The 25,042-nt window shown below is 68.0% G+C and carries 22 protein-coding genes and 1 pseudogene; 13 read left to right on the forward strand and 10 right to left on the reverse strand.

Annotated features, from left to right (window positions below):
- Window positions 1–166: 166 nt before the first annotated feature.
- Window positions 167–1,123: a LysR family transcriptional regulator gene (locus tag ACFOD4_RS19960; RefSeq protein ID WP_379599325.1), complete on the reverse strand. Its 957-nt coding sequence runs from the start codon at window positions 1,121–1,123 to the stop codon at window positions 167–169.
- A gap of 146 nt (window positions 1,124–1,269) precedes the next feature.
- Between ACFOD4_RS19960 and ACFOD4_RS19965 the strand changes: the two genes are divergently transcribed.
- The 6 genes from ACFOD4_RS19965 to ACFOD4_RS19990 all read left to right on the forward strand — a co-directional run bounded on the left by ACFOD4_RS19965 (window position 1,270) and on the right by ACFOD4_RS19990 (window position 9,704).
- The gene (locus ACFOD4_RS19965) at window positions 1,270–3,840 is read left to right on the forward strand and encodes a 2-oxoglutarate dehydrogenase E1 component (protein ID WP_379599327.1); all 2,571 of its coding nucleotides are present in this window, start codon (window positions 1,270–1,272) and stop codon (window positions 3,838–3,840) included.
- The gene (locus tag ACFOD4_RS19970; RefSeq protein ID WP_379599329.1) at window positions 3,837–5,099 is read left to right on the forward strand and encodes a CoA transferase; all 1,263 of its coding nucleotides are present in this window, start codon (window positions 3,837–3,839) and stop codon (window positions 5,097–5,099) included. Before ACFOD4_RS19965 ends, ACFOD4_RS19970 begins: the two co-directional genes overlap by 4 nt.
- 8 nt (window positions 5,100–5,107) lie before the next feature.
- Window positions 5,108–6,769: an acyl-CoA dehydrogenase family protein gene (locus ACFOD4_RS19975; protein WP_379599331.1), complete on the forward strand. Its 1,662-nt coding sequence runs from the start codon at window positions 5,108–5,110 to the stop codon at window positions 6,767–6,769.
- A gap of 55 nt (window positions 6,770–6,824) precedes the next feature.
- On the forward strand, window positions 6,825–7,817 hold the full coding sequence (locus tag ACFOD4_RS19980; protein WP_379599333.1) for a Bug family tripartite tricarboxylate transporter substrate binding protein: 993 nt from the start codon (window positions 6,825–6,827) through the stop codon (window positions 7,815–7,817).
- Window positions 7,818–7,865: 48 nt separating this feature from the next.
- On the forward strand, window positions 7,866–8,648 hold the full coding sequence (locus ACFOD4_RS19985) for an SDR family oxidoreductase (protein WP_379599335.1): 783 nt from the start codon (window positions 7,866–7,868) through the stop codon (window positions 8,646–8,648).
- Between the two features lie 81 nt (window positions 8,649–8,729).
- Window positions 8,730–9,704: a Bug family tripartite tricarboxylate transporter substrate binding protein gene (locus ACFOD4_RS19990; RefSeq protein WP_379599337.1), complete on the forward strand. Its 975-nt coding sequence runs from the start codon at window positions 8,730–8,732 to the stop codon at window positions 9,702–9,704.
- A 109-nt stretch (window positions 9,705–9,813) separates the two neighbouring features.
- Here ACFOD4_RS19990 and ACFOD4_RS19995 read toward each other — a convergent pair whose 3' ends face one another.
- From ACFOD4_RS19995 to ACFOD4_RS20020, 6 genes are all read right to left on the reverse strand, one after another.
- Entirely contained in the window at window positions 9,814–10,401 is a 588-nt protein-coding gene (locus tag ACFOD4_RS19995) for a c-type cytochrome (protein ID WP_379599339.1), read from the reverse strand.
- 8 nt (window positions 10,402–10,409) lie between these two features.
- Window positions 10,410–11,618, reverse strand: a complete 1,209-nt coding sequence (locus ACFOD4_RS20000; RefSeq protein WP_379599341.1) for a PQQ-dependent sugar dehydrogenase — start codon at window positions 11,616–11,618, stop codon at window positions 10,410–10,412.
- A gap of 471 nt (window positions 11,619–12,089) precedes the next feature.
- The gene (repB, locus tag ACFOD4_RS20005) at window positions 12,090–13,193 is read right to left on the reverse strand and encodes a plasmid partitioning protein RepB (RefSeq protein ID WP_379599343.1); all 1,104 of its coding nucleotides are present in this window, start codon (window positions 13,191–13,193) and stop codon (window positions 12,090–12,092) included.
- Window positions 13,193–14,407 carry a plasmid partitioning protein RepA gene (gene repA, locus ACFOD4_RS20010; protein WP_379599345.1) on the reverse strand — a complete coding sequence of 405 codons (1,215 nt, stop codon included), beginning with the start codon at window positions 14,405–14,407 and terminating at the stop codon, window positions 13,193–13,195. Before repA ends, repB begins: the two co-directional genes overlap by 1 nt.
- Entirely contained in the window at window positions 14,400–15,713 is a 1,314-nt protein-coding gene (repC, locus tag ACFOD4_RS20015; RefSeq protein ID WP_379599347.1) for a plasmid replication protein RepC, read from the reverse strand. The genes repA and repC overlap by 8 nt, the downstream gene beginning before the upstream one ends.
- Before the next feature lie 190 nt (window positions 15,714–15,903).
- Window positions 15,904–16,962 (reverse strand): replication initiator protein A, encoded by a 1,059-nt coding sequence (locus tag ACFOD4_RS20020; RefSeq protein WP_379599349.1) that lies wholly within the window; start codon window positions 16,960–16,962, stop codon window positions 15,904–15,906.
- 645 nt (window positions 16,963–17,607) lie between these two features.
- Here ACFOD4_RS20020 and ACFOD4_RS20025 point away from each other — a divergent pair.
- The gene (locus ACFOD4_RS20025; RefSeq protein ID WP_379599351.1) at window positions 17,608–17,934 is read left to right on the forward strand and encodes a hypothetical protein; all 327 of its coding nucleotides are present in this window, start codon (window positions 17,608–17,610) and stop codon (window positions 17,932–17,934) included.
- A gap of 179 nt (window positions 17,935–18,113) precedes the next feature.
- Here the strand turns inward: ACFOD4_RS20025 and ACFOD4_RS20030 are convergent, their stop codons facing one another.
- Window positions 18,114–18,353: a hypothetical protein gene (locus ACFOD4_RS20030; RefSeq protein ID WP_379599353.1), complete on the reverse strand. Its 240-nt coding sequence runs from the start codon at window positions 18,351–18,353 to the stop codon at window positions 18,114–18,116.
- A 38-nt stretch (window positions 18,354–18,391) separates the two neighbouring features.
- The gene (gene ctrA / locus ACFOD4_RS20035; protein ID WP_379599355.1) at window positions 18,392–19,123 is read right to left on the reverse strand and encodes a response regulator transcription factor CtrA; all 732 of its coding nucleotides are present in this window, start codon (window positions 19,121–19,123) and stop codon (window positions 18,392–18,394) included.
- Between ctrA and ACFOD4_RS20040 the strand changes: the two genes are divergently transcribed.
- The 6 genes from ACFOD4_RS20040 (at window position 19,122) to ACFOD4_RS20065 (ending at window position 24,592) form a co-directional block, all read left to right on the forward strand.
- Entirely contained in the window at window positions 19,122–19,436 is a 315-nt protein-coding gene (locus ACFOD4_RS20040; protein ID WP_379599357.1) for a hypothetical protein, read from the forward strand. The genes ctrA and ACFOD4_RS20040 overlap by 2 nt on opposite strands.
- Before the next feature lie 383 nt (window positions 19,437–19,819).
- Window positions 19,820–20,470 carry a GntR family transcriptional regulator gene (locus ACFOD4_RS20045; protein WP_379599359.1) on the forward strand — a complete coding sequence of 217 codons (651 nt, stop codon included), beginning with the start codon at window positions 19,820–19,822 and terminating at the stop codon, window positions 20,468–20,470.
- A gap of 34 nt (window positions 20,471–20,504) precedes the next feature.
- Window positions 20,505–21,590 (forward strand): Ldh family oxidoreductase, encoded by a 1,086-nt coding sequence (locus ACFOD4_RS20050; RefSeq protein WP_379599361.1) that lies wholly within the window; start codon window positions 20,505–20,507, stop codon window positions 21,588–21,590.
- A gap of 70 nt (window positions 21,591–21,660) precedes the next feature.
- Window positions 21,661–22,647 (forward strand): tripartite tricarboxylate transporter substrate binding protein, encoded by a 987-nt coding sequence (locus ACFOD4_RS20055; protein WP_379599363.1) that lies wholly within the window; start codon window positions 21,661–21,663, stop codon window positions 22,645–22,647.
- 5 nt (window positions 22,648–22,652) lie between these two features.
- Complete coding sequence (locus ACFOD4_RS20060; protein WP_379599364.1) at window positions 22,653–23,567, forward strand: NAD(P)-dependent oxidoreductase; 915 nt, start codon at window positions 22,653–22,655, stop codon at window positions 23,565–23,567.
- Between the two features lie 41 nt (window positions 23,568–23,608).
- Window positions 23,609–24,592: a tripartite tricarboxylate transporter substrate binding protein gene (locus ACFOD4_RS20065; RefSeq protein ID WP_379599366.1), complete on the forward strand. Its 984-nt coding sequence runs from the start codon at window positions 23,609–23,611 to the stop codon at window positions 24,590–24,592.
- A gap of 169 nt (window positions 24,593–24,761) precedes the next feature.
- Here ACFOD4_RS20065 and ACFOD4_RS20070 read toward each other — a convergent pair.
- Window positions 24,762–25,042, reverse strand: a pseudogene (locus ACFOD4_RS20070) (hypothetical protein); the annotation flags it as partial.

A 25,042-nucleotide genomic window follows, 5' to 3' on the forward strand; every position in this document is an offset into this window, starting at 1 on the left:
ATGCTGCGATCTGCCCCGCGGGCCGGGTCGGGCATTGTGTGGCCGTCCCCCCCCCCCCTTTCCTGCCTTCAGCGGACCGAGGCGCCCGCAGCGGCCCGCCATCTTCCAGAACAGCACTGGGCGGTTCCACCCCGCGCCGGCTGATATCAGCTATAACCCGCCGGTCCTATCCGCCCTGCCGCTGGCGCAACGGCGATCCATCCGCGTTGCGTGTCACCCCGCGCAGCACGTCAAGCGGCACCAGCCGCTCCACCTCATCGCGGATCATGCGCACGGCGGCGCGCACCAGCGTCGTGACCGGACGGTTGGAAGGCGTGGCGATCACCAGCAGGGCCCGCATGGCCGGTGAGGCGAAGGGACGCACGCGCAGCCGCCGGTCCTTCACCTCACGGTGCACGGCGCCGAAAGGCAGCACGGTGGTGCCGACGCCCCGCTCCACCAGCTGCTTCAACGCCGCGACGCAATCCACCTCGGTCAGCACGCGCGGGCGCACGCCCTCCGCCGCGCAGGCGGCATCCAGCACCCGCCGAAGGCCGTTCTCAGGCCCAGGCAGCACACAGCCCTGCCCGGTCAGCTCGCCGAGCTGTACCGCGGCGCCGGAAGGGGCGTCAGGCGGCTCGATCAGGAACAGGTCCTCCAGCAGCAGCGGCGTGGCGATCAGGCTCGGGCTGCTGCGGGCATCGTAGAGCACGGCCAGGTCGATGCGCTGTGCCTCGGTCCATTCCAGAAGAACGGCGCTGAAGGCTTCGCGGATGCGCAGCCGGGCCCGGGGGAAGCCTGCGGAGAAACGCAGCGCCAGGTCGGCGCCCATGCTGGCCGAGAGGGATGGCGGAATGCCGAGCGTTACCTGCCCTGCCGCGTCCGGCGCCCCGGCGGCCAGTTCCTCCCGCACATCGGAAAGCTGCTGCACCACCCCTTGCCCAACCTCCAGGAAGCGCTGCCCCGCCGCCGTCAGCGACACGCCACGGCCATGCCGGTACAGGAGCGGCGTGCGCAGCTCGGCCTCCAGCCGGCCGATCTGTCGGCTCAGTGCGGGCTGGCTCACACCCAACCGCACCGCGGCACGCGACAGGCTGCCGGCAGCGGCGACCTCCAGGAAGTAGCGGATCTCCAGCAGATCCATGCGGCGGCTCCCTGGCGCCCGGAGGAGCACCAACGTTCAGGTTATAGCTTTTATATCTCGCCGCGCATGGGCTGGCAAAATCGAGATGCTATCGTGGCGCCAGGGCCAGGCGCTCGCGCACCGACCGCAATTTTCCAGGAATACCCATGCCGTCATCGCCCCTGTCCGGCATCAGCCACAGCTATCTGGAAGCCATGCAGAGCGCCTTCCAGGCCGATCCTGCCTCGGTGGAGCCGGGCTGGCGAGTGCTGTTCCAGGTTCTGGCAGAAGCGGATGCCACCCCCGATGCGGCCGTCTCCGCTGCGGCGCTGCGGGCCATGGAATGGCGCGACCGCGGTCACCTTCGCGCCCGGCTCGACCCCCTCTCCGCCGATGCCGCCCCGCAGGAGGCGCTGGAAGCAGTCTATGCCGGCACGCTGACCGTGGAATCGGCGCATATCGACGATGCTGCCCGCCGCGCCTGGCTGCGCGCCGCCGTGGAGGATGGCACAGGGCTGCCTGTTCCATCCGAGCCGCGCACCTTGCTGGCTGACCTGATTGCCGCCGAGGAGTTCGAGGCCCTGCTGGCGCGCAAATTTCCCACCAAGAAGCGCTTCGGCGCCGAGGGGGCCGAGGCCGTGGTGCCGCTGCTGCGCCGTGTTCTGGCCCGCGCCGCGGCGGAGGGGATTTCCCGCGCCGTGATCGGCACCATGCATCGTGGCCGCTTGTCGCTGATGACCAACGTGCTGGGCCGCGCTTTTGCCCGGCTGGTGGCCGAGGTGAAGGGCGCGCATCCCTTCCCCGCGGATCCGCCACGGCCGGGCGACGTGCCTTATCACCTGGGGCACGAGGCGGAGCTGGTGCTGGACGGGCATTCGATCACCGTCACCCTGCTGGCCAACCCGTCGCACCTGGAGGCGGTGGACCCGCTGGTGCTGGGCCGCGCCCGCGCCGCGCAGGATGTGGCCGGCGGGCCCGGCACGGTGCTGCCCGTCATCCTCCACACTGATGCCGCCGTGATCGGCCAGGGAGTGGTGGCCGAGTGCATCCAGTTGGCCCACCCCAAAGGATACTCGGTCGGCGGCACGGTCCACCTGATCATCAACAACCAGATCGGCTTCACCACCGAACCCGGGGAGGCGCGAAGCTCGCACCATTGCACCGGACCCTGGAAGGCGGTGGACAGCGCCATCCTGCACGTCAATGGCGACGATCCGGTGGCAGTCGCCCGTGCCGCCGACATCGCTGTGGCCTGGCGGCAGGCACAAGGCTGCGACGCGGTCGTGGACCTCGTCTGTTATCGCCGCAACGGCCATAACGAGATCGACGAGCCGGGCTTCACCCAGCCGCGGCTTTACGCCCGCATCGCCGGGCAGGTGCCGGTGGCCCGCGCCTTCGCCACGAGGCTGATCGCGGAAGGGATCGTGACCGACAACGAGGTCACGGCCCTCGCCGAGGCGGCACGCACCCGCCTCCAGGCGGAATTCGAGAAGGCCGGCAGCCACCGCACCAATGAAAGCGGCTACCCACCCCGCCCACCAGGCCAGTCCGGCGAGACCGGTGTCGGCGCACCGCTGCTGGAGGAGATCGCCACCATCCTGGCGGCGGCGCCGGCCGGCATGGCGCTACACCCGCGCATGGGCCGTGTGCTGCGCCAGCGGACGCTGGACCCGGCAGGGATTCCCTGGCCCTCGGCCGAGGCGTTGGCTTTCGGCAGCCTGCTGCGGCAGGGCGTGCCGGTGCGGCTTTCAGGTCAGGACGTGGTGCGTGGCGCGTTCTCACACCGCCATTTCGCGCTGGCGGATGCGCAGCGGGGCTCGCGGCATGTGGGGCTGGACGCCCTCGCCCCCGACCAGGCGCGGTTCCAGGCCTTCAACAGTCCGCTCTCCGAGTATGCCGTGCTGGGCTTCGAGTATGGGTACAGCCTGGAGCGGCCCGAGGCGCTGGTGATCTGGGAAGCGCAGTTCGGCGATTTCGCCAATGGCGCGCAGATCGTGATCGACCAGTTCATCGCCGCCGCGGAGGCGAAGTGGTGCGACCCCTCGCGCCTCGTGCTGCTGCTGCCGCACGGGCTGGAAGGCCAGGGGCCGGAGCATTCCTCGGCACGGCTGGAGCGTTACCTGCAACTGGCCGCGGACGGGAACATGCGCATCGTGCAGCCCTCTACCCCGGCCAACTACTTCCACCTGCTGCGCGAACAGGCGCTCGGCCAGCATGACTGTCCTCTGGTGGTGATGAGCCCGAAGAAGCTGCTGCGGCTGCCGGGAGCTGTCTCCCCGCTGGCCGATTTCCTGCCCGGGAGCGGCTTCCGGCCGCTGGTTTCCACTGCGACGGCCTCGGGTCCGGTGGAAACGGTGCTGCTCTGCTCGGGGAAGATCGCCTATGAGCTGGAGGAGGCGCGCACGGCGCTCGGCGCGGCGGGTTTCGCCATTCTGCGGCTGGAGCGGCTCTACCCGCTGCCCGCCGCCGAAATCGTCGGGCAGCTACGCCAATGGCCGCGCGCCCGGCTGCTTTGGGTGCAGGAGGAACCGGAAAACATGGGTGCGTGGCGCTGGCTGGACCGACAACTGGAAACCCTGACCACGGAAGCGGGCTGCGTGCACCCGCGTCCCGCCTATGCCGGCCGGCCGGCCTCCGCCTCGCCCGCCGGCAGCTTCCACGGCGCGCATGACGATGACCAGCGCGCCATCCTGGAACAGGCTTTCGCCTCGCCCCGCGCCGGGAGCCGCGCGGCATGAGCGCGGGAATCCTGGACGGGCTGCGCGTTACCGAGGTTTCCGCCTTCATCGCCGCACCCATGGGCGGCATGACGCTGGCGCAGCTCGGCGCCGAGGTGATCCGCATCGATCCGATCGGCGGCAACATTGATTACCGCCGCTGGCCGCTGGCGCCTTCGGGCAGCAGCATCTACTGGGCCAGCCTGAACCGCGGCAAGCGCTCGGTGGCGTTGGCGCTGAACACGCCGGAAGGGCAGGAGCTCGCCCGCGCGCTGATCGCCCGGCCGGACGCGCCGGGTGAAACCGGCGGCATCCTGCTCACCAACCTGCCCACCGCTGGCTGGATGAGCCACGAGGCGCTGTCCCGTCACCGCGCCGACCTGATCATGCTGCGCCTCACCGGCAACCACGACGGAAGCGGCGCGGTGGACTACACGGTGAACTGCGCCTCCGGCTTCCCCATCGCCACGGGGCGGGACGCGGCGCCGGTGAACCACGTGCTGCCGGCCTGGGACATCGCCGCCGGCCTGTACCTCTCCACCGGCCTCCTGGCCGCCGAGCGCGCGCGGCGCAAAGACGGCCAGGGCCGCGAGGTGACGCTGGCGCTGTCCGACGTGATGCTGGCCAGCGTCGGCAACCTCGGCTACCTGGCCGACGTGCAGGTGAACGGCACCGTACGTCCGCCCATGGGCAACGACCTCTACGGCGCGCTGGGGCGGGACTTCACGACGCGCGATGGGCGCTCGGTGATGATCGTCGCCATCTCCAACCGGCAATGGCGCGCCATCGGCAAGGCCACCGGGCTGACGGAAAAGTTTGCCATGATCGGGCCGATGATGGAGGTGGACCTCGATACGGAGGGCGGCCGCTTCCAGGCACGCGGCGCCATCTTCGCCCTGCTGGAAGCGTGGTGCGCGGCGCGCAGCCTGGCCGAGATCGGCGCCGCCTTCGGCGGCAGCGGCGTGCTCTGGGGGCCTTACCAAGATTTCGGCCAGCTCCTGGCCGAGGACCCGCGGTGCTCCGAGGCAAACCCCATGTTCGGGCGGATCGACCAGCCGGGGCTCGGCACCATCCTGGCACCCGCCGGGCCGCTGGGATTCAGCAATCCGGAGGGCCTGGGCCAGGACCGCCTGCCGCCCCGCCCCGCCCCCTCGCTGGGCCAGGACACCGACCAGGTGCTGGCCGAGGTGCTGGGCCTTTCGGGCGCCGCCATCGGCAAGCTGCACGATGCCGGCACGGTCGCTGGCCCCGTGTCCTTCGACACACCCCTGCCCCGGTGAGGAACCCCATGCCGGACACCAACCCCCTCTCCTCCCTGACAAGCCAGTGCGCCGCCCTGCTGGGCGCGGCCGAGCGGCTGCACGAAGCCACGCGTGCTGCCGTGGCGACGCTGGCCGCTCCCGGCGGCAAGCCCGACGCGACGCGGCTCGAGACGCATCAATACGCCGCGCACGGCCTGTCCTGGCAGGCCACCTATCTGGAGGCGCTGCGCCAGACTCTGGCCTGGGCGCGGAGGCTGGAAGAAGCGGGAACACTGGGCGCGGCCGAGCGTGCCATCCTTCAGCTGGGCTTTGCGGAGTATGGCGCGCAGCTCGCCGGCGGCATCGCCATGAGTCAATCGGAGATCATCCGTCCGGCCGAGATGGGCGTCCCCGAGGCCGAGATCGGCCGCTTCGCCGCTGAGCCGGCGCTGGCCGCGCTTTGCGCCCGCCCCGCGCTGGAAGCGGCCCGCCATGCCCTGGCCGGTGAGTTGGCGGAAGGCCGCTTCGGCGTGCTCGGGCTGGATGACGAGATGCTGGAAGCGACGCGCGAGCAGTTCCTGCGTTTCGCCGCCGCCGAGGTGGCGCCGCACGCGCAAGGATGGCACGCGCGGGACGAACTGATCCCGCTTCCGCTGGTGGAAAAGCTGGCGGCCATGGGCGTGTTCGGCCTGACCGTGCCGGAAGAATTCGGCGGGCTGGGCTTGGGCAAGGTGGCGATGTGCCTGGTGTCCGAGGCGCTGAGCGGTGCCTATATCGGCGTCGGCTCGCTCGGCACCCGTTCGGAGATCGCGGCGGAGCTGATCCGCCACGGCGGCACGGAAGCGCAGAAGAACGAGTGGCTGCAACGGATCGCCACGGGCGAGATCCTGCCCACAGCCGTCTTCACCGAACCCAATACCGGCTCCGATCTCGGCAGCCTGCGCACCCGCGCCGTGCGGGATGGTGGCGTCTACAGGATTTTTGGCGCCAAGACCTGGATCACCCACGGCTCGCGCTCCGACCTGATGACGCTGCTGGTGCGCACCGATCCGGACGCCGCAGGTTATCGCGGCCTGTCCATGCTGCTGGCGCCCAAGCCGCGCGGCACGGAACGCGACCCCTTCCCCGCCTCCGGCATGACCGGCACGGAGATCCCGGTGCTCGGCTATCGCGGCATGAAGGAATACGAGATCTCTTTCGACGGTTTCGCCGTGCCGGCGGAGAACCTGCTGGGCGGCGTCGAGGGAAATGGCTTCAAGCAGCTCATGGAAACCTTCGAGAGCGCGCGCATCCAGACGGCGGCGCGTGCGCTCGGCGTGGCGCAGAACGCGCTGGAACTCGGATTGCGCTATGCGCAAGACCGGGCGCAGTTCGGCAAAAGCATCATCGGCTTTCCGCGCGTGCACGCCAAGCTCGCCATGATGGCCACCGAGACCATGATGGCGCGCCAGCTCAGCTACTTCGCCGCGCGGCAAAAGGATGCCGGGCGGCGCTGCGACATCGAGGCCGGCATGGCCAAACTGCTTGCCGCCCGCATCGCCTTCGCCAATGCCGATTGCGCGCTGCAGATCCATGGCGGCAACGGCTACGCGCTGGAATACCCGATCAGCCGCGTGCTGTGCGACGCGCGCATCCTGTCGATCTTCGAGGGAGCCGCGGAGATCCAGGCGCAGGTGATCGCGCGCGGGCTGCTCGGACGGGCGAACTGAACGACCATGCCCGAGCGCCGGCACAGGCGCAGGGTGAGACTGAGGGGAAGCGTCCATGCAGCACATGTTCCGCCGCCGCGGCCTGGCCACGGCGGGCACGGCCCTGATCGCCACATTGTTGTCGCGCACCGGCGCGGTCCGTGCCGACACTTGGCCCCAGCGGCCCGTGACCATCATCATCGGCTTTCCACCCGGCACCGCGACCGACAGCGTCGGCCGCCTGCTCGCCGACCGGCTGTCGCAAAGGCTGGGGCAGCGCTTCATCATCGAGAACCGCAGTGGCCAGGGCGGGTCCATCGGCGCCACGGCCGTCGCCCGCGCGGCCCCGGATGGCTACACCCTCACCATCGGCGCATCCGCCCCGCAGGCGATCAACCCGCACATCTATCCCGACCTTGCCTATGATCCGCGGCGGGATTTCACGCCGATCCAGCAGCTGGTGCAGCTGCCCTATCTGCTGGTCGCGGGAAAGCACACGGGCTTCAATAGCCTGGGCGACATCGTCGCCAAGGCGCGGACGCAGCCGGGTGCGGTCAGCTACGCCACCACGGGCAACGGGACCACCTCGCAGCTGCTGATGGCCATGCTGCTGAAGGAGGCCGGCGTGCAGATGACACACGTGCCGTATCGCGGCACCGCGCAATCCCTGACGGACATCGTGGCAGGTCGGGTGGACCTCACCTTCGATACCATGATCGGCACCCTGCCCTTCGCGCAGGATGGCCGGGTGCGGCCCATCGCCGTCGGCACCAAGCAGCGGGTGGCGAACCTGCCGGATGTGCCGACCACCGCCGAAGGCGGGCTGCCCGGCGTGCAGGGCGGCGCTTGGCTGGGAATGCTGGCTCCGGCCGGCCTGCCGGCGCCGATTGTTCAGCGCCTGCACACCGAGGCGGCGCAGATCCTGGAGGATGCCGCTTTCCGCAAGGCCATCGCCGACATGGGCGCGGTGGTGGATCCTGCGGGGCCGGAAGCTTTCGCCAAGGTGGTGCGGGATGACTACGATCGCTGGGGCGAGATTGTCCGCATCACTGGCACGAAGCTGGAATAGGGCTGCCCGCCGCAGCGACACCCTCGACGCGAGAAGCAGGAGAGCAAGATGGAAATCAACCTGGATGGCCGTGTCGCCGTGATCACGGGCGGCAGCAAGGGTTTAGGCCTGGCCATCGCCACGCGCATGGCCGCCAGTGGCGCGGATGTCGCGCTGCTGGCCCGCCGGGCCGAGGTGCTGGAGGAAGCACGGCAGGCCGTCGCGGTGACCGCGCGGGGCCGCATCCTCACCGTTCCCTGCGATGTGTCCAGCGCCGCGGAGGTGGAGCGGGCGCATGCGGCGGTGATGGCGGGGCTCGGCCGTGTGGACATCCTGGTGAACAATGCCGGCACCTCGCGGACAGGACCTTTCACCGCCATCACGGACGAGGTGTGGCAGGCCGATCTGGACCTGAAGCTCTTCGCCGCCATCCGCCTGTCCCGGCTGGCTTGGCCGCAGATGGTGGAGCGCCGTTGGGGCCGGATCATCAACGTGCTGAACATCGGCGCCAAGGCGCCGAAACCCGGCAGCGCCCCGACTGCCGTGTCCCGGGCGGCGGGCATGGCGCTGACCAAGATCCTGGCCGGCGAAGGCGCGCCCCACAACATCCTGGTGAACGCGCTGCATGTGGGGCTGATCGAGAGCGACCAGTGGGTCCGCCGCCATGCCCAGCAGCAGTCCGGGCAGTCCTATGACGACTTTCTGGCGGAAATGGGCAAGGGCGTCCCCATGGGCCGGGTGGGCAAGGCGGAGGAATTCGCCAACACCGCGTGCTTTCTGGCCTCCGAGGCTGCCGGCTATGTCACCGGGACCGCCATCAACGTGGATGGCAATCTGTCGCCGGTGATGTAGCTGCACCTGCCCAGCGGCGCCCATCCATGGGACGCTTACCTTGCTTGACCAAGGTCGCTTCAACAAGGTGAGGACTTACCCATGGTTTCCCGTCGCCTGCTGCTCGGCTCCGCCAGTGCCGCCATGCTGTCCCGCGCGAGCAGCGCCCAGGCCGCCTATCCCAATCGTCCCATCCGCCTCATCTGCCCTTATCCGGCGGGCGGCGCCACGGATGTCCTGACGCGCATCCTGGCGGATGGACTCCGGGAACGGCTGGGCCAGCCTGTTGTTGTGGAGAACCGGTCGGGCGCGGGCGGCAATATCGGTGTGGATGCCGTAGCGAAATCTGCGCCCGATGGCTACGTTCTGGGCACGGCGCCGGTGGGGAATTTCGTTATCAACCCGTTCCTGTACCGTGACATGCCCTACGATCCGGTGCGTGATCTGACGGCCGTGTCGCTGACCTGGGAAGTGCCCAACGTTGCCGTGGTGTCCGGGAAGTTCGTGCCCGCCCGGACCATGGAAGAGTTCATTCAATGGGGAAGGCGGAAGCCCGGCGGCGTGGTGTATGGAACCTCCGGCGTCGGCACCTCGGCGCATCTCTGCTCGGAGCTCCTGTTCAAGCGCGCCGGCATCCCGTGCACCCACATTCCGTTCCGCAGCGCCGCGCAGGTGATCCCGGCCATGCTGGCGGGCGACGTGGATTTCGCGATCGACAACCTGGCCTCCTATGCCGGGATCATCCAGCAGGGGCAGATGACGGCGCTGGGCATGACAACTGCCGCACGCTGGCCGACCATGCCCGACATCCCCACCCTTGCGGAGGCCGGCGTGCCGGATTTCGTGGTCACGGCGTGGTCGGCCCTGATCGGTCCCGCAGGTTTGCCGGACGGCATCCAGCAGCGGCTTGCCACTGCGGTGAGGGAGGTTGCCGCGAATGAAACGGTGCGCCAGCGCTTCCTCACCGCCGGAGGACAGGCGCTCAGCACCACGCCGGCCCAGGCCCGCGCGAGGATGGACCGGGAGCGGCCGATGTGGAGGGAAATGGTGGAGATCTCCGGCGCCAGGATGGAGTGACGGGCGCGCAGCGCCCGGCACCACCGGCCCGCCATCCCGGCCTTCACGGCGTGGCTGTGCGATGGTGCCGGGCGGCAGGCTGCCTCATCCGCGGCAGCGCGGGATATGCTCAGCGCTGCGACAGGTAATGCGCGATGGCGTCAATCTCCGAGTCCCGCACGCCCCGCATCACCCCGTTCATCTGGGTGTCGCTGCCCTGCCGCCGGTCCTCGCGGTAGGCACGCAGGGTCGCGGCCAGGAAGTCCTCCCGCTGGCCGGCGATGTGCGGCACCTGGTTCTGGCCGGCTAGGCTCGGCAGGTGGCAGGTGCCGCAGCGAAGCCGCGCCACCAGGGCGGCGCCATTATTGTACGCAGCCACGCGCCGCCGCGCCCTGTCCGGAGCGGCTGCATGGGGCAGCGCCGCGAAGTACGCCGCGAGGTCCTCAAGCTCGCCGTCGCTCAGTCCTTCCACCGGCGCGGCCATGGCGGGGACGTCCCGCAACCCTTCGCGAAACAGCACCAGCTGCAAGGTGATGAACCCCGCCTGCTGCCCGGCCAGCGAGGGGATCTCCGGCGTCGCGGACACCCCCCTCTCCCCATGGCATGCGCCGCAACTCCGTGCCTCCGCCAGAGCGGCGCCACGCTCGGCCGGCGTTTGCCCGGCGGCCGGCAGCGCCCACCCGCTCAGCAGGGCACAGGCCAGCCACAGACGACGCATTCCTGCTCTCACCGGGCGTAGGACACACGGTAGATGGCGCCGTTATCCTCGTCCGACACGAGCAGCGCGCCGTCCGGCATGACCAGCACATCGGTTGGCCGTCCGGTGAAAGTACCGGCGGCTTCGTCCAGCAGCCCCGTCATGAAAGGTTCCATGGTGCCGGTGCTGCCATCCTCGTTGAGACGGACGGTCACCACGTCGAAGCCGGTCTTGCTGTCGCGGTTCCAGGAGCCGTGGCGGGCGATAAAGGCGCGGCCGCGATAGGCTTCCGGAAACATCGTGCCGTCATAGAAGCGCATGCCGAGCGGCGCGGTATGCGGGCCGAGCAGAGCCACCGGTCGCGGAAACTCGGAGCATTGCCGGCCCTTGTGGCCGGGATCCTGCCAGGCATCGCCGGAACAATAGGGGAAGCCATGATGTTCGCCCATGCGGTCCAGACGGTGCAGCGTATCCTGCGGCGAGTCGTTGCCGGCCCAGTCACGGCCATTGTTGCTGGCGTAGAGCGTTCCGCTGCCCGGACGCCAGTCGAAGCCGACGGAGTTGCGGATGCCGCGAGCCACCACCTCTCTCCCCGTCCCATCGGGGTTGAAGCGCAGGATGACCGCGTGGCGGCTTTCATCGACCTCGCACACGTTACAGGGCGCCCCGATATTCATGTACAGCTTGCCGTCAGGACCGAAGGCCGCGAACTTCCAACCGTGATGCGCCTCCGTGGGCAGGTTGAAGGCCGCGGTGAGGTCGACCGGCTTCGGTTCTTCCGTGGTGGCGATGTTGTCGAAGCGCAGCACTTGGTGCAGCGCGACCACGTAAAGAGCACCGTCGCGTACCGCGAGGCCATTGGGCTGCGCGAGCCGCTGCGCCAGGATGCGGGAACGCCGGGTGCCGCCCTCATCCTTGACTGCGTAGACGCGACCAATGGTCCGGGTGCCGACATAGATCGTCCCGTCCTCTCCACGCGTCATCATCCGGGCGCCCGGCATTCCGCTGGCCCAGAGTTCGGCGCGGAAGCCTTCAGGCAACCGGATGTTGTTCACCGGGATACGCTCCACCGGCGTCGCGGTCAGCCGCGGGGCGTGAGGCGCCAGCGGGCTGTTGGCCTGCGCGCCGGTGCGACCTTGTGCCCAGGCCGGCGGCTCGGGCTGTTGCGCTACGGCCGGCACGGCGGCGCCAAGAGCGAGCAGGCCGGCGGCAGCGATAGATCCCAGACGCTGAAGCATCAGATGTCCCTCCTTCGGCGCTTTCTGCGCCGTTCACCGACAAACCGTAGCATCTCGTTTCGGAAAAGCACTGCACAAAGCAAGGTCCGCGAAGATGCCGGTCGCCGCGCTGCGGCCGTCCGCCGCTATTCCGTACCGCCTGCACCCTGGCTCACTGACAGCGGGCTCACTGTCGCTGAACCTTCAGATCGGAAAGGCCGGACACCGCGATGCGAGTTCCCTGCACCTGGGGTGCATCCCAGCCATATCGCCAGCCCTTGCACAACAGACAGGCTGTCGAGCTCGTGGGAGTTACCGCCGCATGATCTTGCGGCAGTGGATCTTCCACCCTGCAGGAAGCCACGGAAGACGATCCGGATGAGGTGGTCCGCCGGCATGGCTACACAGCATCAGCCTCATCAAGGCAAGCAAACCGAAGGCACACCCGTGCCATCCGGTAAGGGGGGATTATCACGAGGGAGGGCAAAGGGGTCAGCTGTCGGTTTGACCTGCCCTCAGACGTCTCCGCGACCGGGATTTGCCGTCTCTGGAGCTGTGCTCGCGTAGAAAGCTGGAAAACAGTTCCTCCATCTGCTCCACCAGGAAGGCATCGAAACCGGGCGCGACCCGGTTGTCGATCGACAGCAGCGTTGTTCTTGCCGCCTTCCTGATCTGCAGCACAGGCGCGCCGCTGGAGTGGATCCAGGCAGCTGACGGATCTCGCCGGGCCTCGGTCCGTGGGTCCTGTGCTGGTCGAGCAGAGGGTAATGCATCCGCCTGATCGAACCAGGCCATGACCTGGAGGAAGCGTTCATCGGAAGGTGCATCCCGCAGCACGCCTGTCGCCAGGCGATCCTGCCAATCGGATGGCGCACCGTCATTCTGGAAAGCCGATGCCAGCTCCACCCAGCGATCGCGTCCGGTGGCTGGCGCTGGACCAATGGCATCGATCACTTCGGATGGAATACGCTGCACCACGGTGATCAGCCGGGATACGGTGGTCTTGTCGGCGCTCAGCGCCTGCATAATGGTCTCGCGGTCGTATCCCCCCTCCTCCAGCCGATGGGCGAAGCGCGCACGCTCGATAAACGACAGGTTTGCCCTCGCGCTGTTCTCCTGCCCTTGTGCCAGGACCAGTTCGCGGTCCGACAAAGTGCGCACCACGGCCCGGACGGGCTGTCGCAGATCAAGCGCAGCGCGAAGGCGACGGTGCCCGAACGCGACCTGGTAGCGGCCCTCCACCTGCGGGTGTGGCCTGACCAGGATCGGGGAATCCTGACCACCCTTGGCAATGCTGTCACGCAGCGCGTCATACTCTTCATCGTCCTGAGCCATGCGGTCCGCGACGAAGGATGCGTCGATGCTGGCTGGATCAAGCTCGACGATGACTTGGCCCGAGGTCAGCTTAGCCTCCAACTCCCGCGCAGCCTGTGCCTTGGCGGCCAGATCGTCGATGCTGCGCGTGACCGCACCGACAGCGCCGCGGCCACTGAAGGGGAAGCCGGAGCGGCCGCCTGAAGGCACCGTCTGGGCCTCGTTGTTGACGGCCGTCAACTTCGGGCCGGTCAAGCCGGCAAGCAGGTTCTTCCGGGCCATCAGCCTCTTCCCCAGGCATTGTGAATCAGCGCCTCGATCTCGCCATTGACCGCATCGAGGCATTCCATGGCCCGATCGTAGGTCGCAGGCGTGAACAGGCGTCGCTCGACCTCATAGAGGGTCTGCTTGGTAATCCCGGCATCTGAAACCGCCACGCTCTTGAGCATGGGGTGGGTTAGCACATGCTGACCGAAGAGCGACCGCATGAAACCGACCATCTGGGTTTGCGGACCATCGCTCGGTTCGTAGCGGGTGATGAGATAGCGCAGCCAATCGTAGCGGAGGTTCCCCCCGGCATTCTTCAGGTGCCCAAGCACGTCGCCCAGCATCAGCAGGAACTGGCACATGGACATGACATCCAGCATCTGCGGATGCACCGGGATCAGCACAGCGGTCGCGCTGCACAGGGCCGCCATGGTCAGGTAGCCGAGCTGGGGCGGACAGTCGATGACCACAACATCGTAGTCATCGGCAACGGTACCCAACGCCTTGTCGAGACGGGCAAAGAAATCCTGCCCCGTCGTGCCTCCGTCGGCGGTCGCCAGCACTCGCGGCGTGTCGTACTCGAACTCCATCAGCTCGATATTGGCGGGAACAACGTCGAGGCCAGGAAAATTGGTGCGCCGGATCACCGAGCGGAGAGGCTGCGCTTCGTCATCGTAGCGCAGGGCCGCGTAGAGCGTTTCGTTCGGGCCAAGATCGAATTCGGGCTGGAAGCCATGCAGGGCCGAGAGGCTGGCCTGAGGGTCCAGATCCACCGCCAGAACCCTGTGACCGGTCAGTGCGAGGTGCTGGGCCAAATGCGCCGTGGTCGTGGTTTTGCCGGATCCGCCCTTGAAGTTGACCACGGCAACGACCTGGATGTGCTCCCGCCCACGTCGATGCGGCACGTAGCGGCGGCTGGCCCGTCCCGTCTCCTCTAGGTAGGCCCGTAGCTCCTGGATCTGGGTTGCCGTGTAGGATCGCCGGCCACTGCCGGTGACGCTGGGTGTTGGCCCCTTTCCTTCCAAGGACAGGTTGCGGAGATACCCGCTTTTGACTCCAAGCAACTTGGCGACTTCGGCTGCCTGGAATGATCGGAGCGGCTTCTGAGCAGCCGGCGGAAAAAGCTCCAGCCGATGAGCCTGCAACTTTTCCGATAATTCTTGTGCCTGGGCGCTGATGATGGTGTCGATGTCCGCGACCGATCTGCGGTTTCCGGCAAGGCTATCCATGGGTTCCACTCGCAAATACGGCTTCAGCAGCATGTGGCGTACAATATCGCACCCTTGGCGGTGTCGTGGAAGCATCGTGGTCCCGACCGTGCCGGTTGACGGCCGTCAACTGCGCCTCTGCCCTGAAAGCCGATTGCCGCAGCCCATGGATGCTGGGGCCCAGATGCAGCTGTCCGCTTCGGGCCCGCCGAAGCATCCCTCGAAGATATGCCGCGGGATCTCCGGTGCGGAAGTAGCCGTCCGGTTTGGTGGAAATCAGACCAACCGCGACCGCGGCTTTCAGGCGTCCCAGCACGCCGCAGGCTTCCCCGTAGAGCGATGACGAGATGCCGAGTTGGCGGCACAATGCCTCGGCAGCGTCGCAGGTTTCCCGCCATCCGGATTGCCTCCGCGGGAGGTAGGCCGCCAGGCGCGGTGCGAGGGCAGCCAGTTCCACCGCGGTCACCTGGGACTGCGCCGAACCCGCGATAGGGGGCAGGGGCACCGGTGCTACTAAAGTCCCTTCGGGTTCTTTGGGTGTTTTGGTAGCTTCCTTGGACACGACATTCCGGTCGGCCAAGCCTGACATATCCGCGTTGTCCACAGCCTGTTCCAGAGCCGCGGTTGCCTGATCGATCAGGGTCTGCAGCACTTGCGCGGCCGGCTCCACCGGGTCGGGATCTTCCGCTTGGCGAATGGCACCGGCCAGCGCGTGGGCTTGTGCCATCCAGCCGTCGAACCTCGCATCGTCCATTGACTGTTCCCGTGCCAGGATCCTGAGTTGCCCCAGGCGCTGCACCCCGCGCGAGGCTTCGCGCCGCAGCGCGCGCATGCGTCGCCGAGCGGTCTCCCCGGCTTCCGCGATGTCGAGGAACCGGGTGTAGAGAGCAGCCATGGGACGGAGATCCAGCCCCGTGGCCCACTGGATGCGACCATCGCGGCGCAAGCCACGCCGGCGCCGGTCTGTCGCGTCGCGCACGGCGATCAGCCGCGCTTCCACCGCGGCGGCGATCAGGCGGCTGACATGCCGCTCGCTGCAGCCAAGCGTGGCCGCCAGCGTGTCGTTGCTCGGCCAGACCAGCGGTGTGGCATCGGGCTCCCAATCCTGCGGCTGAGTCCAGCGGAACAGCGCCTCCATCAAAGGCAACAGGCCGCGCTGGCCCAGGAACGGCGCCGCACGCCGTAGTGCCGCAAGAAGCTGTACCGGGTGGCGCACGCCTGGGGGCAGGCCTTGTGCCTGTTCCGCCAGCCTCGCAGCGATCAGGTGATTGGGAGTGAGTTTGCGCAGGCCGCAACGGCCCGCAGGCGGAAACGCAGGACGTTCCACGGCGCCAATCCTTCGGTGATAGGTGGCCGAAGCGGGCACATGCTCTCGCCAGCGCCGGAATCCCGTTCCGCGCTTGACCAGACCGTGGTGATTATCTAGAGGAATGAGTGCTCAGGGCATTCCGCCAGACGTCCACGGACGCTTCGGTATGTTCAGCAAGCCCCGCTCGGCAAAGCGGGGCTTTGCTTTTTCAGCCTTCGTCTGCTGTGGCCTTGCTCTCCTTGGATATCGACGGATCCTGATTCCCGAGGGGGATCGACCCAGGCGTGTGACGGGGCAGGGCGGGTCGGGGACGAGCGGTGAAGGTCACCACCATGCCCTCATAGCCGGGTCGACCGCGACGTTGGACACTGCCGGCCGGCCGGTGCAAGGCGATGCCGAACTCAATCAGACGCTGCGTCTGCTCCAGCTCCGTGAGGAACTGGCCGAAATGCCGAAGCAATCCACGGGTGCCGACACGGGCGTGCAGATCCTCAATGCCGATCGACCAGCCGGCCTCATCGACATCCTCGGCCTTGGCGATTTCGTAGAGCCGGCGTTCCAGGGGCGCGAGGTCGAAATACCCATCTGCGAAGCTGAGCAGACGGGTGTCGCTCAGGATGCCGCGATAAAGCCAAGCGCACAGCGTGACGGACACGCTGACCAGCTCCTTCTCCTTTCGCACGTTGCGGCGGTAACGGGTGTTGACCGCGTCGATCCAGGAAAAGACGCCATCCGTGCCTTCCCCCGCCATCTCGATGTTTGTGCGCACCTGTGTCCCCTGCAGGCGCTGCAGCATCTGAAGCAGCCGGTCATAGGCCTTGCCGGCGGTGTCGCGCCCGGCAACGCGAAAGAAATCATGCGCCGTGAAGGTGAACTCGCGGTCGGGCTTCGGATCGTCGGCGCGCAGCTCGCCGCGCCGGAGCTTCTCGGCCATCAGCGAGGCGATGTAGAGGATCAGGTCCTTGTCGTAGATGGTCGCCATGCCCGCTGGCCCTGGCGCCACCTCGATCCGCACCTGTCCATCGTCGTAGCGCAGCACCTCGCGTGAGGCGGCGCTCTTGCCCAGATGGAAAAACGGATAGGCCATGACGCTGCGCTGCCCGCGCACCTTGCCGCGCAACGGGCTGTCGAACAGGTCGGGCGTCAGGTCTCGTTCGCGGCGGGTGCGTCCCGCCGCGGCCGGCCTTGCCTCCTGTTCAGGAGGAAGGGCACCCTTCTGCCGTTGCATTGCCTGGCGTGCCATCGCTTGCGCCGCTGCTTCATCCACGGTGATCCAATCCTCAGCATGCACAACCCTGCCTGGATCGCGAGGGGCAGAGTTCGGGGTTTCGCCTCCGAAAGCTTCAGAAAGATTCGGGGTTTCGCCTCCGAAAACCGACAACAGAAGCGGATTGACCTGCCAGGAACGTATGGAACCGCATCTGCGCACCGCCCGTCAGGTGGGCCAAACCGTGCACAGCCCCGCGCAACCCACCCGAATCGGGCGCAAAAGCGACTCGGCTGTCGAGAATGACGCCAGCGGTACGGTTTCTGCGGCCCTCAACATGGCGATTTCGTCGCCGTTTGCCTCTCATCCACGGCACCGGCGCTCCAGAGGCGCGAGGGAACCTTCTGGCACCGAGGATTCGGGCTTTCGCCTCCGATAAGGGCGAGCATTGATGGTTTGATGTGGGAGTCACTAGCGGTGTTGTCGTTGTCGCCCATCGGCCCGGAGCCTCGTGGTCTGCAATGCCATAAGACCCTTCAACCTTAGCTGCGCAACCCAGCATTGCTTGAGGAATGCGGGCGTGACCAGTCGGGATCCTAACCAGGCGTCCACGCGACCCTGTCCGCAGCCCTGGCACTGCCAGGGTCACTCCCTGCAGAATGGGGTGCCGTGTCGGACGGTGCTGCCGGGCCGGAGCCGGGACGCATGAGCCAGCTCATCATCCTGCTGCAGCAGCTGCTGCTCCACGCGGCGAAGCTGAAGCCGACGGGGAGCACGGCGTCACGCCGGGGGCAGGGCGGTCCACCACTGGCGAAGCATTTTCAGCTGGCAGCGCGCCGGTGCTCTGTCCGCGCCACGCCCGCCGTGAGGTTTCTCCCGCGGTTCCGGATTGTCTCGCCGTTATCGTTCATCGCGATGGAAGCGACCATTCGCGACGGCTTGAGCAGACCATGGTCCTTGCGTCCGAAGGCCGGCCGGCAACTCGCGCAGCAAGGCGGGGTCCACATGGTGCGCGGACAGCATCAGGAATGACCCACGCCGGGGCGCACCATCGTGGCGCCTGCTCGTCCGCCGGAATGGGGGAAGCACTCCTTCAATAGGGTGCTGCGACGCCGTTCGGTGCGCAGGGTTGCCGATGGGTGCCGGCATTTTGCACAGCACCCGCCCGATCTGCCGGGCAAGGAAGTTGGCTGCGGAGCCGAGTGGAGTGGCTAGGACGCCTCGCGCAAGAAAGGCGCCTCGCCGAGCAGCACTTCCCCCTCGTCTTCGCCGCTGTCCAACGCATCCAGCGTGTCGCGCATGCGCTGTAGGCTGTCTTCCAAGGTTGCCCCGGTCCAGTCCGAGACGTCTCGCAGCCAAGCGCCGTCGCGGAAGGCGCGGGCGCGGCAGATGCCGTCACGCTGAAAGGTTTTGATCGTGTAGGTGCCGTGCGTGAATTCAAGCGAGTTCATGGCGGGGATCTCGTTTGGTGTTGGTCCGCAGTGTGTTTTCAGGCGTGGATGGATTTGGTGTTGTTGTTGGATGGGATGGTGTGGCGGATGGGGTGGGTGGTTGGTTCGCGGAGGACGTATCCGCGGCCCCAGACGGTTCCGATCAGGTCGGCGGCGCCGGCGAGGCTGAGTTTTTTGCGCAGTTTGCAGATGAAGACGTCGATGATTTTGGCTTCGGGCTCGTCGATGCCGCCGTAGAGGTGGTTGAGGAAGACTTCTTTGGTGAGGACGAGGCCTTTGCGGAGGGTGAGGAGTTCGAGGATGGCGTACTCCTTTCCGGTGAGGTGGATTTCGGTGTTGTGGATGCGGACTTCGCGGGAGCCGAGGTTGAGGGAGAGGGGTCCGACGGCGAGGGTGGGCTGGGAGAAGCCTTTGGCGCGGCGGATGATGGCCTGGACGCGGGCGACGAGTTCCTGCTGGTCGAAGGGCTTGGTGATGAAGTCGTCGGCGCCCATGCCGAGGGCGCGGACCTTGGCCTGGGGGCGGGACAGGCCGGACAGGACGAGGACCGGGGTTTCGACGCGGCTGCCGCGGAGGCGGCGGACGACTTCGTAGCCTTCCATGTCGGGCAGCATGATGTCGAGGACGACGATGTCGTAGTCGTAGAGGGCGGCGAGTTCGAGGGCTTCCTCGCCGGTGGCGGCGGTGTCGGTGATCATGGAGGCGGCCTTGAGCATCATGGCGATGCCGCGGGCGGTGGTGAGGTCGTCTTCGACGAGGAGGGCGCGCATGGGCTTGGGTCCTTGGGGGCGGGGGATCGGGTCAGGCGGGGCGAGGGGTGGTGTGGTGCGCGAGGGGGGCGAGCTGGGCGAGGAGGGCGTTGAGGCTGGCGGGATCGTCGAGGTCCTCGGAGGTGTCGAGGGTGTCCTGGAGGAAGTCGGCGGCCTGGAGGATGGAGTGAGCGGCGGGGTCGCCGTGGCGCTGGGCGAGGTTGGCGAGGTGCTGGAGGAGGAGGATGGCGGAGTGGAGGGTGGAGACGGGTGCGGACTGTGTCATCGGTTTCACCGGGGCGTTCGTGTTCAACCTTGGGTAGTGATCTTGTGAAGGGTTTCTCCACATTTGGGAAGTCTCATTTTCGGATCTTAACGTCTTAATTGATAGACACGCACGTGAAGCAGGGCGAGCAGAACGGCGCATGGTGTTGTTTTGCGGGGAAAGGGGAGGATGGAGCCGGGGGCGGCGGACTTTGCGTGGCCGGCCAACAAAACCAAACAACACAACCAGAGGTTGGTGTTTTGCCAGTGGCTACGGAAGCCCTGCTTTTAGACTTTCGTCCAAAACAACATCCCCCGTTGCCGCGAAGGGGCGCGCGGCAGGCATGTGGCCAGGCGGGCTAGCCAGCGATTGTTGACTCTTCATCGCGGATTGCCGACAATTTCGGCGTCATGGACAGTGTCACTTCCTCCTGCCCTTCGTCTAAGCGTCGCATGGGTGGCATCGACGCCATTGCGCGTCAGATCGAGGACATGATCCTGCGCGGAGAGGTGATGCCCGGCGATCGGCTCAATGAGCTGAGCCTGTCCCGCCGTCTCCAGGTTTCGCGTGCCACCCTTCGCGAGGCGGTCCGCGGGCTGGAACAGCTTTCGCTGCTGGAGGTCGTGCCCAATCGCGGCGTGCTGGTGCGGCAAGTTTCGGTGAAGGACGCGCTGGATCTTTACGACATGCGAGCCGCGCTGTTCCGTGCCGCCGCCCGCTTGGCTGCGCGGCGCGCTCCGTCCGAAGATGTTGCGCATCTGCGGGAGGTGAACCAGGCCATGTGCGATGCCGCCGGCAAGCGGCAGACGACCGAGTACTACGCGCGCAACCTCGACTTCCATGCGGCGCTGATGGCGGCCAGCGGCAATCCACCCATGGCACGCGCCTACGACCAGGCGGTGAAAGGCTTGCATCTCTTCCGGCGCCGCGCCCTGCTGCATCCGGTGCAGCTCGATATCTCGTTGCGCGAGCACGAGGCAATGCTGCGGGCCCTCGAAGCGCATGATGCGGAGGCTGCGGGCGAGGCGGCGGAGCGGCACATCATGCTCGGCCGCGACCGCATGCTCGATACGCTCGATCACGGCGCGCCCTCCGCGCGCTGACGCGTCGCAACCTTTCGCCCAGGAAAGCCACTTCATGCTCGTCAGCGCCGATCAAGTCCGCCAACAGATCCTGGCCATTCTCCGCCTGTGGGGCATGCCGGAAACGCTGGCGCTGCCCACCGCGGAGGCGATGGTGGAAACGGACCTCATGGGCGTCGACAGTCACGGCATCTCGATGCTGATGATGTATGAGCGGCTGCGACAGGACGGCCGGATCGACCTGCAGGCCGCGCCGCGCATCCTGGTGGACCTGCCGTCGCTGGCGCTGGTCGATGGCGGTGCCAATCTGGGACATCCGGTGGCGGCGACGGCGATGGATCTGGCCTGCGACAAGGCAGGGGCGGGCGGCATGGGCGCCGTGGCGGTGCGCAATTCGCATCATTTCGGCGCCGCAGGCCACTACGCCCGCCTGGCCGCCAGGCGGGGCATGGTGGCGCTGATCACCAGCTCTGCCCGCACGGTGCTGATGGTGCCGCCGCGCGGCGCGATGCCCATGTTGGGAAGCAACCCCATCGCCTTTGCCGCCCCCATGACGGACGGCCCGCCCTTTGTGCTGGACATGGCCACCAGCACCGTGGCCGCCAACAAGGTCAAGGTGTACGAGCTCAACGGCAAACCCGTGCCGCCGGGCTGGGTGACGGATGAGCGCGGCACGCCGGTCACCGATGCGACAGCCGCGATGGAGGTGATCTTTCGTCGGCCCGGTGGCGGCGTCACGCCGCTCGGCGGCGCCGAGATCACGGGCGGACACAAGGGGTACGGGCTCGGCATGATGGTGCAGATCCTGTCGGCCACCTTGTCGGGCGCCGCATTCGCGCCGTTGCGCGACGGCCCGCCGCGGGACGGTGAGCCAGACGACATCGGGCATTTCTTTCTCGCCCTCGACCCGCGGGCCCTGCGGCCCGAAGGCGGGTTCGAGGAGGATGTGGCGGCGATGGCGGCAGCGATGCGCGCCTCGGCCCCGGCCGATCCATGCCGCCCGGTCCTGGTGCCCGGCGATCCGGAAGAAGCGGAGCGCGAGCAGCGCCTGCGCATCGGCATTCCGATTCCCGAAACGCTGGCCGTGCTGGTGCGCGGCATCTGCGAACGTTGCCGTGCGCCTTACCTGCTGGAGGGATGAGGCGCACCGTCCGTAACCTGCACGGCGGACCAACCGCTGGCGGAAATTCCCCTGGGAGGAACAGCATCCGATGAAAGCGATCCATCGTCGCGCCGCGCTGGGCGGTGTTCTGGGCCTGGGCCTGGGCCTGGGCCTGGCCACGCCGCGCATCCTGCGCGCGCAGCAAGCGGCCGGCTGGCGGCCCATGCGGCCGGTGCAACTCGTGGTCGGCTTCGCCCCGGGCGGCGGCAGCGACGTCATCGCTCGGACCATCGCCGAGGCCGCAGCGTCTTTTATCGCGCAGCCCATGATCGTGGTGAACCGTCCCGGCGCGGGTGGCGCCCTGGCGGCGGAAGGCGTGGCGCGCGCCGCCCCCGACGGGCTGACCCTGCTGCTGGCGGGCGGCAGCGAGAGCACCTCCCTGCCGGCGCATCGCGAGGTGCCCTATGATCCCAAATCCTCCTTCCGTTCGGTGATCCGCCTGACGCGCCACGCGCACTTCATCTGCGTGCGCGGCAAGCGCGGCCGTTTCAGCGACATGCGGCAGGTGATGGAGGAAGCGCGGGCTGAGCCCGGCCGCATCACCCACGGCTCCGCCGGAGCCGGCACGCTGTCGCATTCGCTGTTCATCATGCTGGAGCGGCGCGCGGGCGCCGAGTTCCTGCACGTGCCCTACACCGGCGGCGGCCCCGTGGCTCAGGCGCTGCTGAGCGGAGACATCGATCTGGGCGTGCAGGCCTCGGACGAGTTGGGCGGGCTGGTCGCGTCCGGAGACATCAAGCCGATCGCCGTGGCCTCGGCCGAGCGCGCGCCATCCCAGCCCAGCGTGCCGACGCTGCGCGAGCTGGGCTTTGACGTGGTGGCCGACAACCAGAAGGGATGGGTGGGTCCCGCCGGCATGACCGACGAGATGGTCGCCTTCTATCACGACAGCTTCCGGCGTGGCATGGCGACCCCGACCTGGGCCCGCTTCCTGGAGCGGCTGGGCGAAGCCGACGGCTATGCAGACGGCCCCGGCTTCCAGGCGGCCATGGACCGGCTGCTCGACGATATCCGATCCTCCCTCAGCAAGGGCTGACGCCGATGACCCCTGACCTGATCCAACCTCCCGCGCCTGTTGCCTTTATCGGCCTGGGCGTCATGGGCGCCGCGATGGCGGCCAACCTGCAGCGCGCGGGCTTCCGCCTTTCCGTGGCCAACCGCAGCCGGGCCAAGGCAGTCGCGCTGGAGGAAGCGGGTGCGCGCTGGTGCGACAGCCCGGCCGAGGCCGCGCGCGGCGCCGCCTGCATCGCGCTCTGTCTGCCCGACACGCCCGACGTGGAGGCGGTGTTGTTCGGCCCCGGAGGCGTGGCGGAGACAGTCGAGCGCGGCGCGGTTGTGATTGATTTCAGCACCATCTCGGCAGCCCCGGCGGCAGGTTTCGCCGCGCGTCTGGCGGCGGAGCGCGGGGCGCAGCTGCTGGACAGCCCCGTGAGCGGCGGGCCGGGTGGCGCGCGCGAAGGCACGCTGACCTGCATGGTGGGCGGCGAAGCGGTCGCCTTCGCCGCCGCGCGCCCGGTGCTGGAAGCGGTGGGGCAGAAGCTGACGCATCTGGGTCCGGCGGGAGCGGGACAGGTGTGCAAATCGGCCAACCAGCTGCTCGTGGCGGCGACGTTGCAGGCAGTGTCGGAGGCGCTGGCGCTGGGGCGGAAGGCGGGGTTGGAGCCGGAAGCCATGCGGCAGGCACTGCTGGGCGGCTCGGCACGGTCCTTCGTGCTGGAGAACCACGCCAAGCGCATCATCGACGGCACGCTGGCGCCCGGCTTCCGCGCCGAGCTGATGCGAAAGGACATGCGCCTGGCCCTGGCCGCCACGCGCGACCATGGCGTGTTTGCCCCGGCCACCGCCATGGCGGCCCAGATGCTGGAGGCGCTGGTCAATGGCGGCCGGGGCGGGCTTGATTCGGCGGCGCTGGGCGTCCTGGTCGCGGAGCTCTCGGGCGCCCCCGCGACCGGCTGACGCATCCGCGCGCGAGCACAGGAAGCACGGAGAACAATGCCATGAAAGACTTCTCGCCAAGCCGCCGCCTCGCGCTGGGGGCTCTCGGACTCGCAGCGGCGCAGGTGCTGGCAGCACCGGCCCGCGCCGCCGACTGGCCGGGCGACCGGCCCATCATGGTGATCGTGCCCTTTCCGGCAGGCGGCGGGGTGGACGTGATGACGCGCGTGCTGCTGCAACACGTTCAGCCACACCTGCCCGGCGCGCGCTTCGTGGTGGAGAACCGTGTCGGTGCGGCAGGGCAAATTGGCTTCGAGGCCATCTTCCGCGCCGCGCCGGACGGCTACACCCTGGGTGCCATCACCACCCCGGCCGCCAACACCATCGCGATCGAGCGGCAGCCGCAATACCGCATCGCGGAGTTCACCTTTCTCGCCAACGTGGTGGACGATCCCGGCGGGTTCTTCGTCCGCCCCGACTCCCCGTGGCGGAACCTGGACGATCTGCGCCAGGCGGCGCGGCAGCGCCCGGGCGAGCTGGCCTATGGCACGGCGGGCGTCGGCTCCGACGATCACCTCCTGGGCCTTGCGCTGGAGGCAGCCGCCGATATCCGACTGTCGCACATTCCGTATAATGGTACGCCGCCGATCATTACCGACCTGCTGGGCGGCAGTCTTGCCATCGGCTCGCTGAACATGGGAGAGGGTGTCGCGCTGCTGAAGGAAGGGCGCGCCCGGGCATTGGCTCAGGGCGGCACGGAGCGCTGGGCGGGAACGCCCGACGTGCCGACCTTTCGGGAACAGGGGTTCGAGGTGATCGGCGGTTCCGCCCGCGGCATCGTGGGGCCGCCAGGCCTTCCCGCCGCAATCCGCGAGCGGATAACGGCCGCCATTGGTGCCGCGCTGGCAAGCGACGCCTTCAGGGCCGAAGCCGCCAAGCTGAACCTGCCCCTCAGGCCGATCACGGGCGCTGAGTACCAGGCTTTCGTCATGCGGAACGACGCTGCGGCAAGGGCGCTATGGGAGCGTCGCCCCTGGCGCGAATGACCGGACCCGGCTGCGCTTCTGTTATTCCAGCGAGGCCCGGGCGGAGGCCGATGCCGAGAATAACGGAAACCCCCGGCCGCGCCGGGCCGGAGGCACTGAAAGCGGAACCCGGCAAGGGAACCTAGATCGGGCACGGGGCGGGGCCGGCGGTCAGCCGGCCGCCGCTGGCTCAGCCGAAGATGTAATCGCTGGCGATGAGACCGGTCACGCCCTTCAGCGTAAGATGGTCCACCGAGCCATCCGCCGCGTGGATAGCGAAGACATTGTTGCCCTGGTGCGAGATCGACGCGCCCTTGCCGTACCCCTTCAGCATCAGCGTGTCGCCGCCGGCGCGGCCGGCGCCCTCGAAATCGGTGATGATGTTGGTGCCGAGGCCCTTCTCGATGACAAAGGTGTCGTTGCCCTTGCCGCCGGTCAGGATGTTGTGGCCACCCTTGCCGTTCAGGACGT

The organism is Teichococcus globiformis, from assembly GCF_042646265.1.
Classification (GTDB): Bacteria; Pseudomonadota; Alphaproteobacteria; order Acetobacterales; family Acetobacteraceae; genus Pseudoroseomonas; species Pseudoroseomonas globiformis.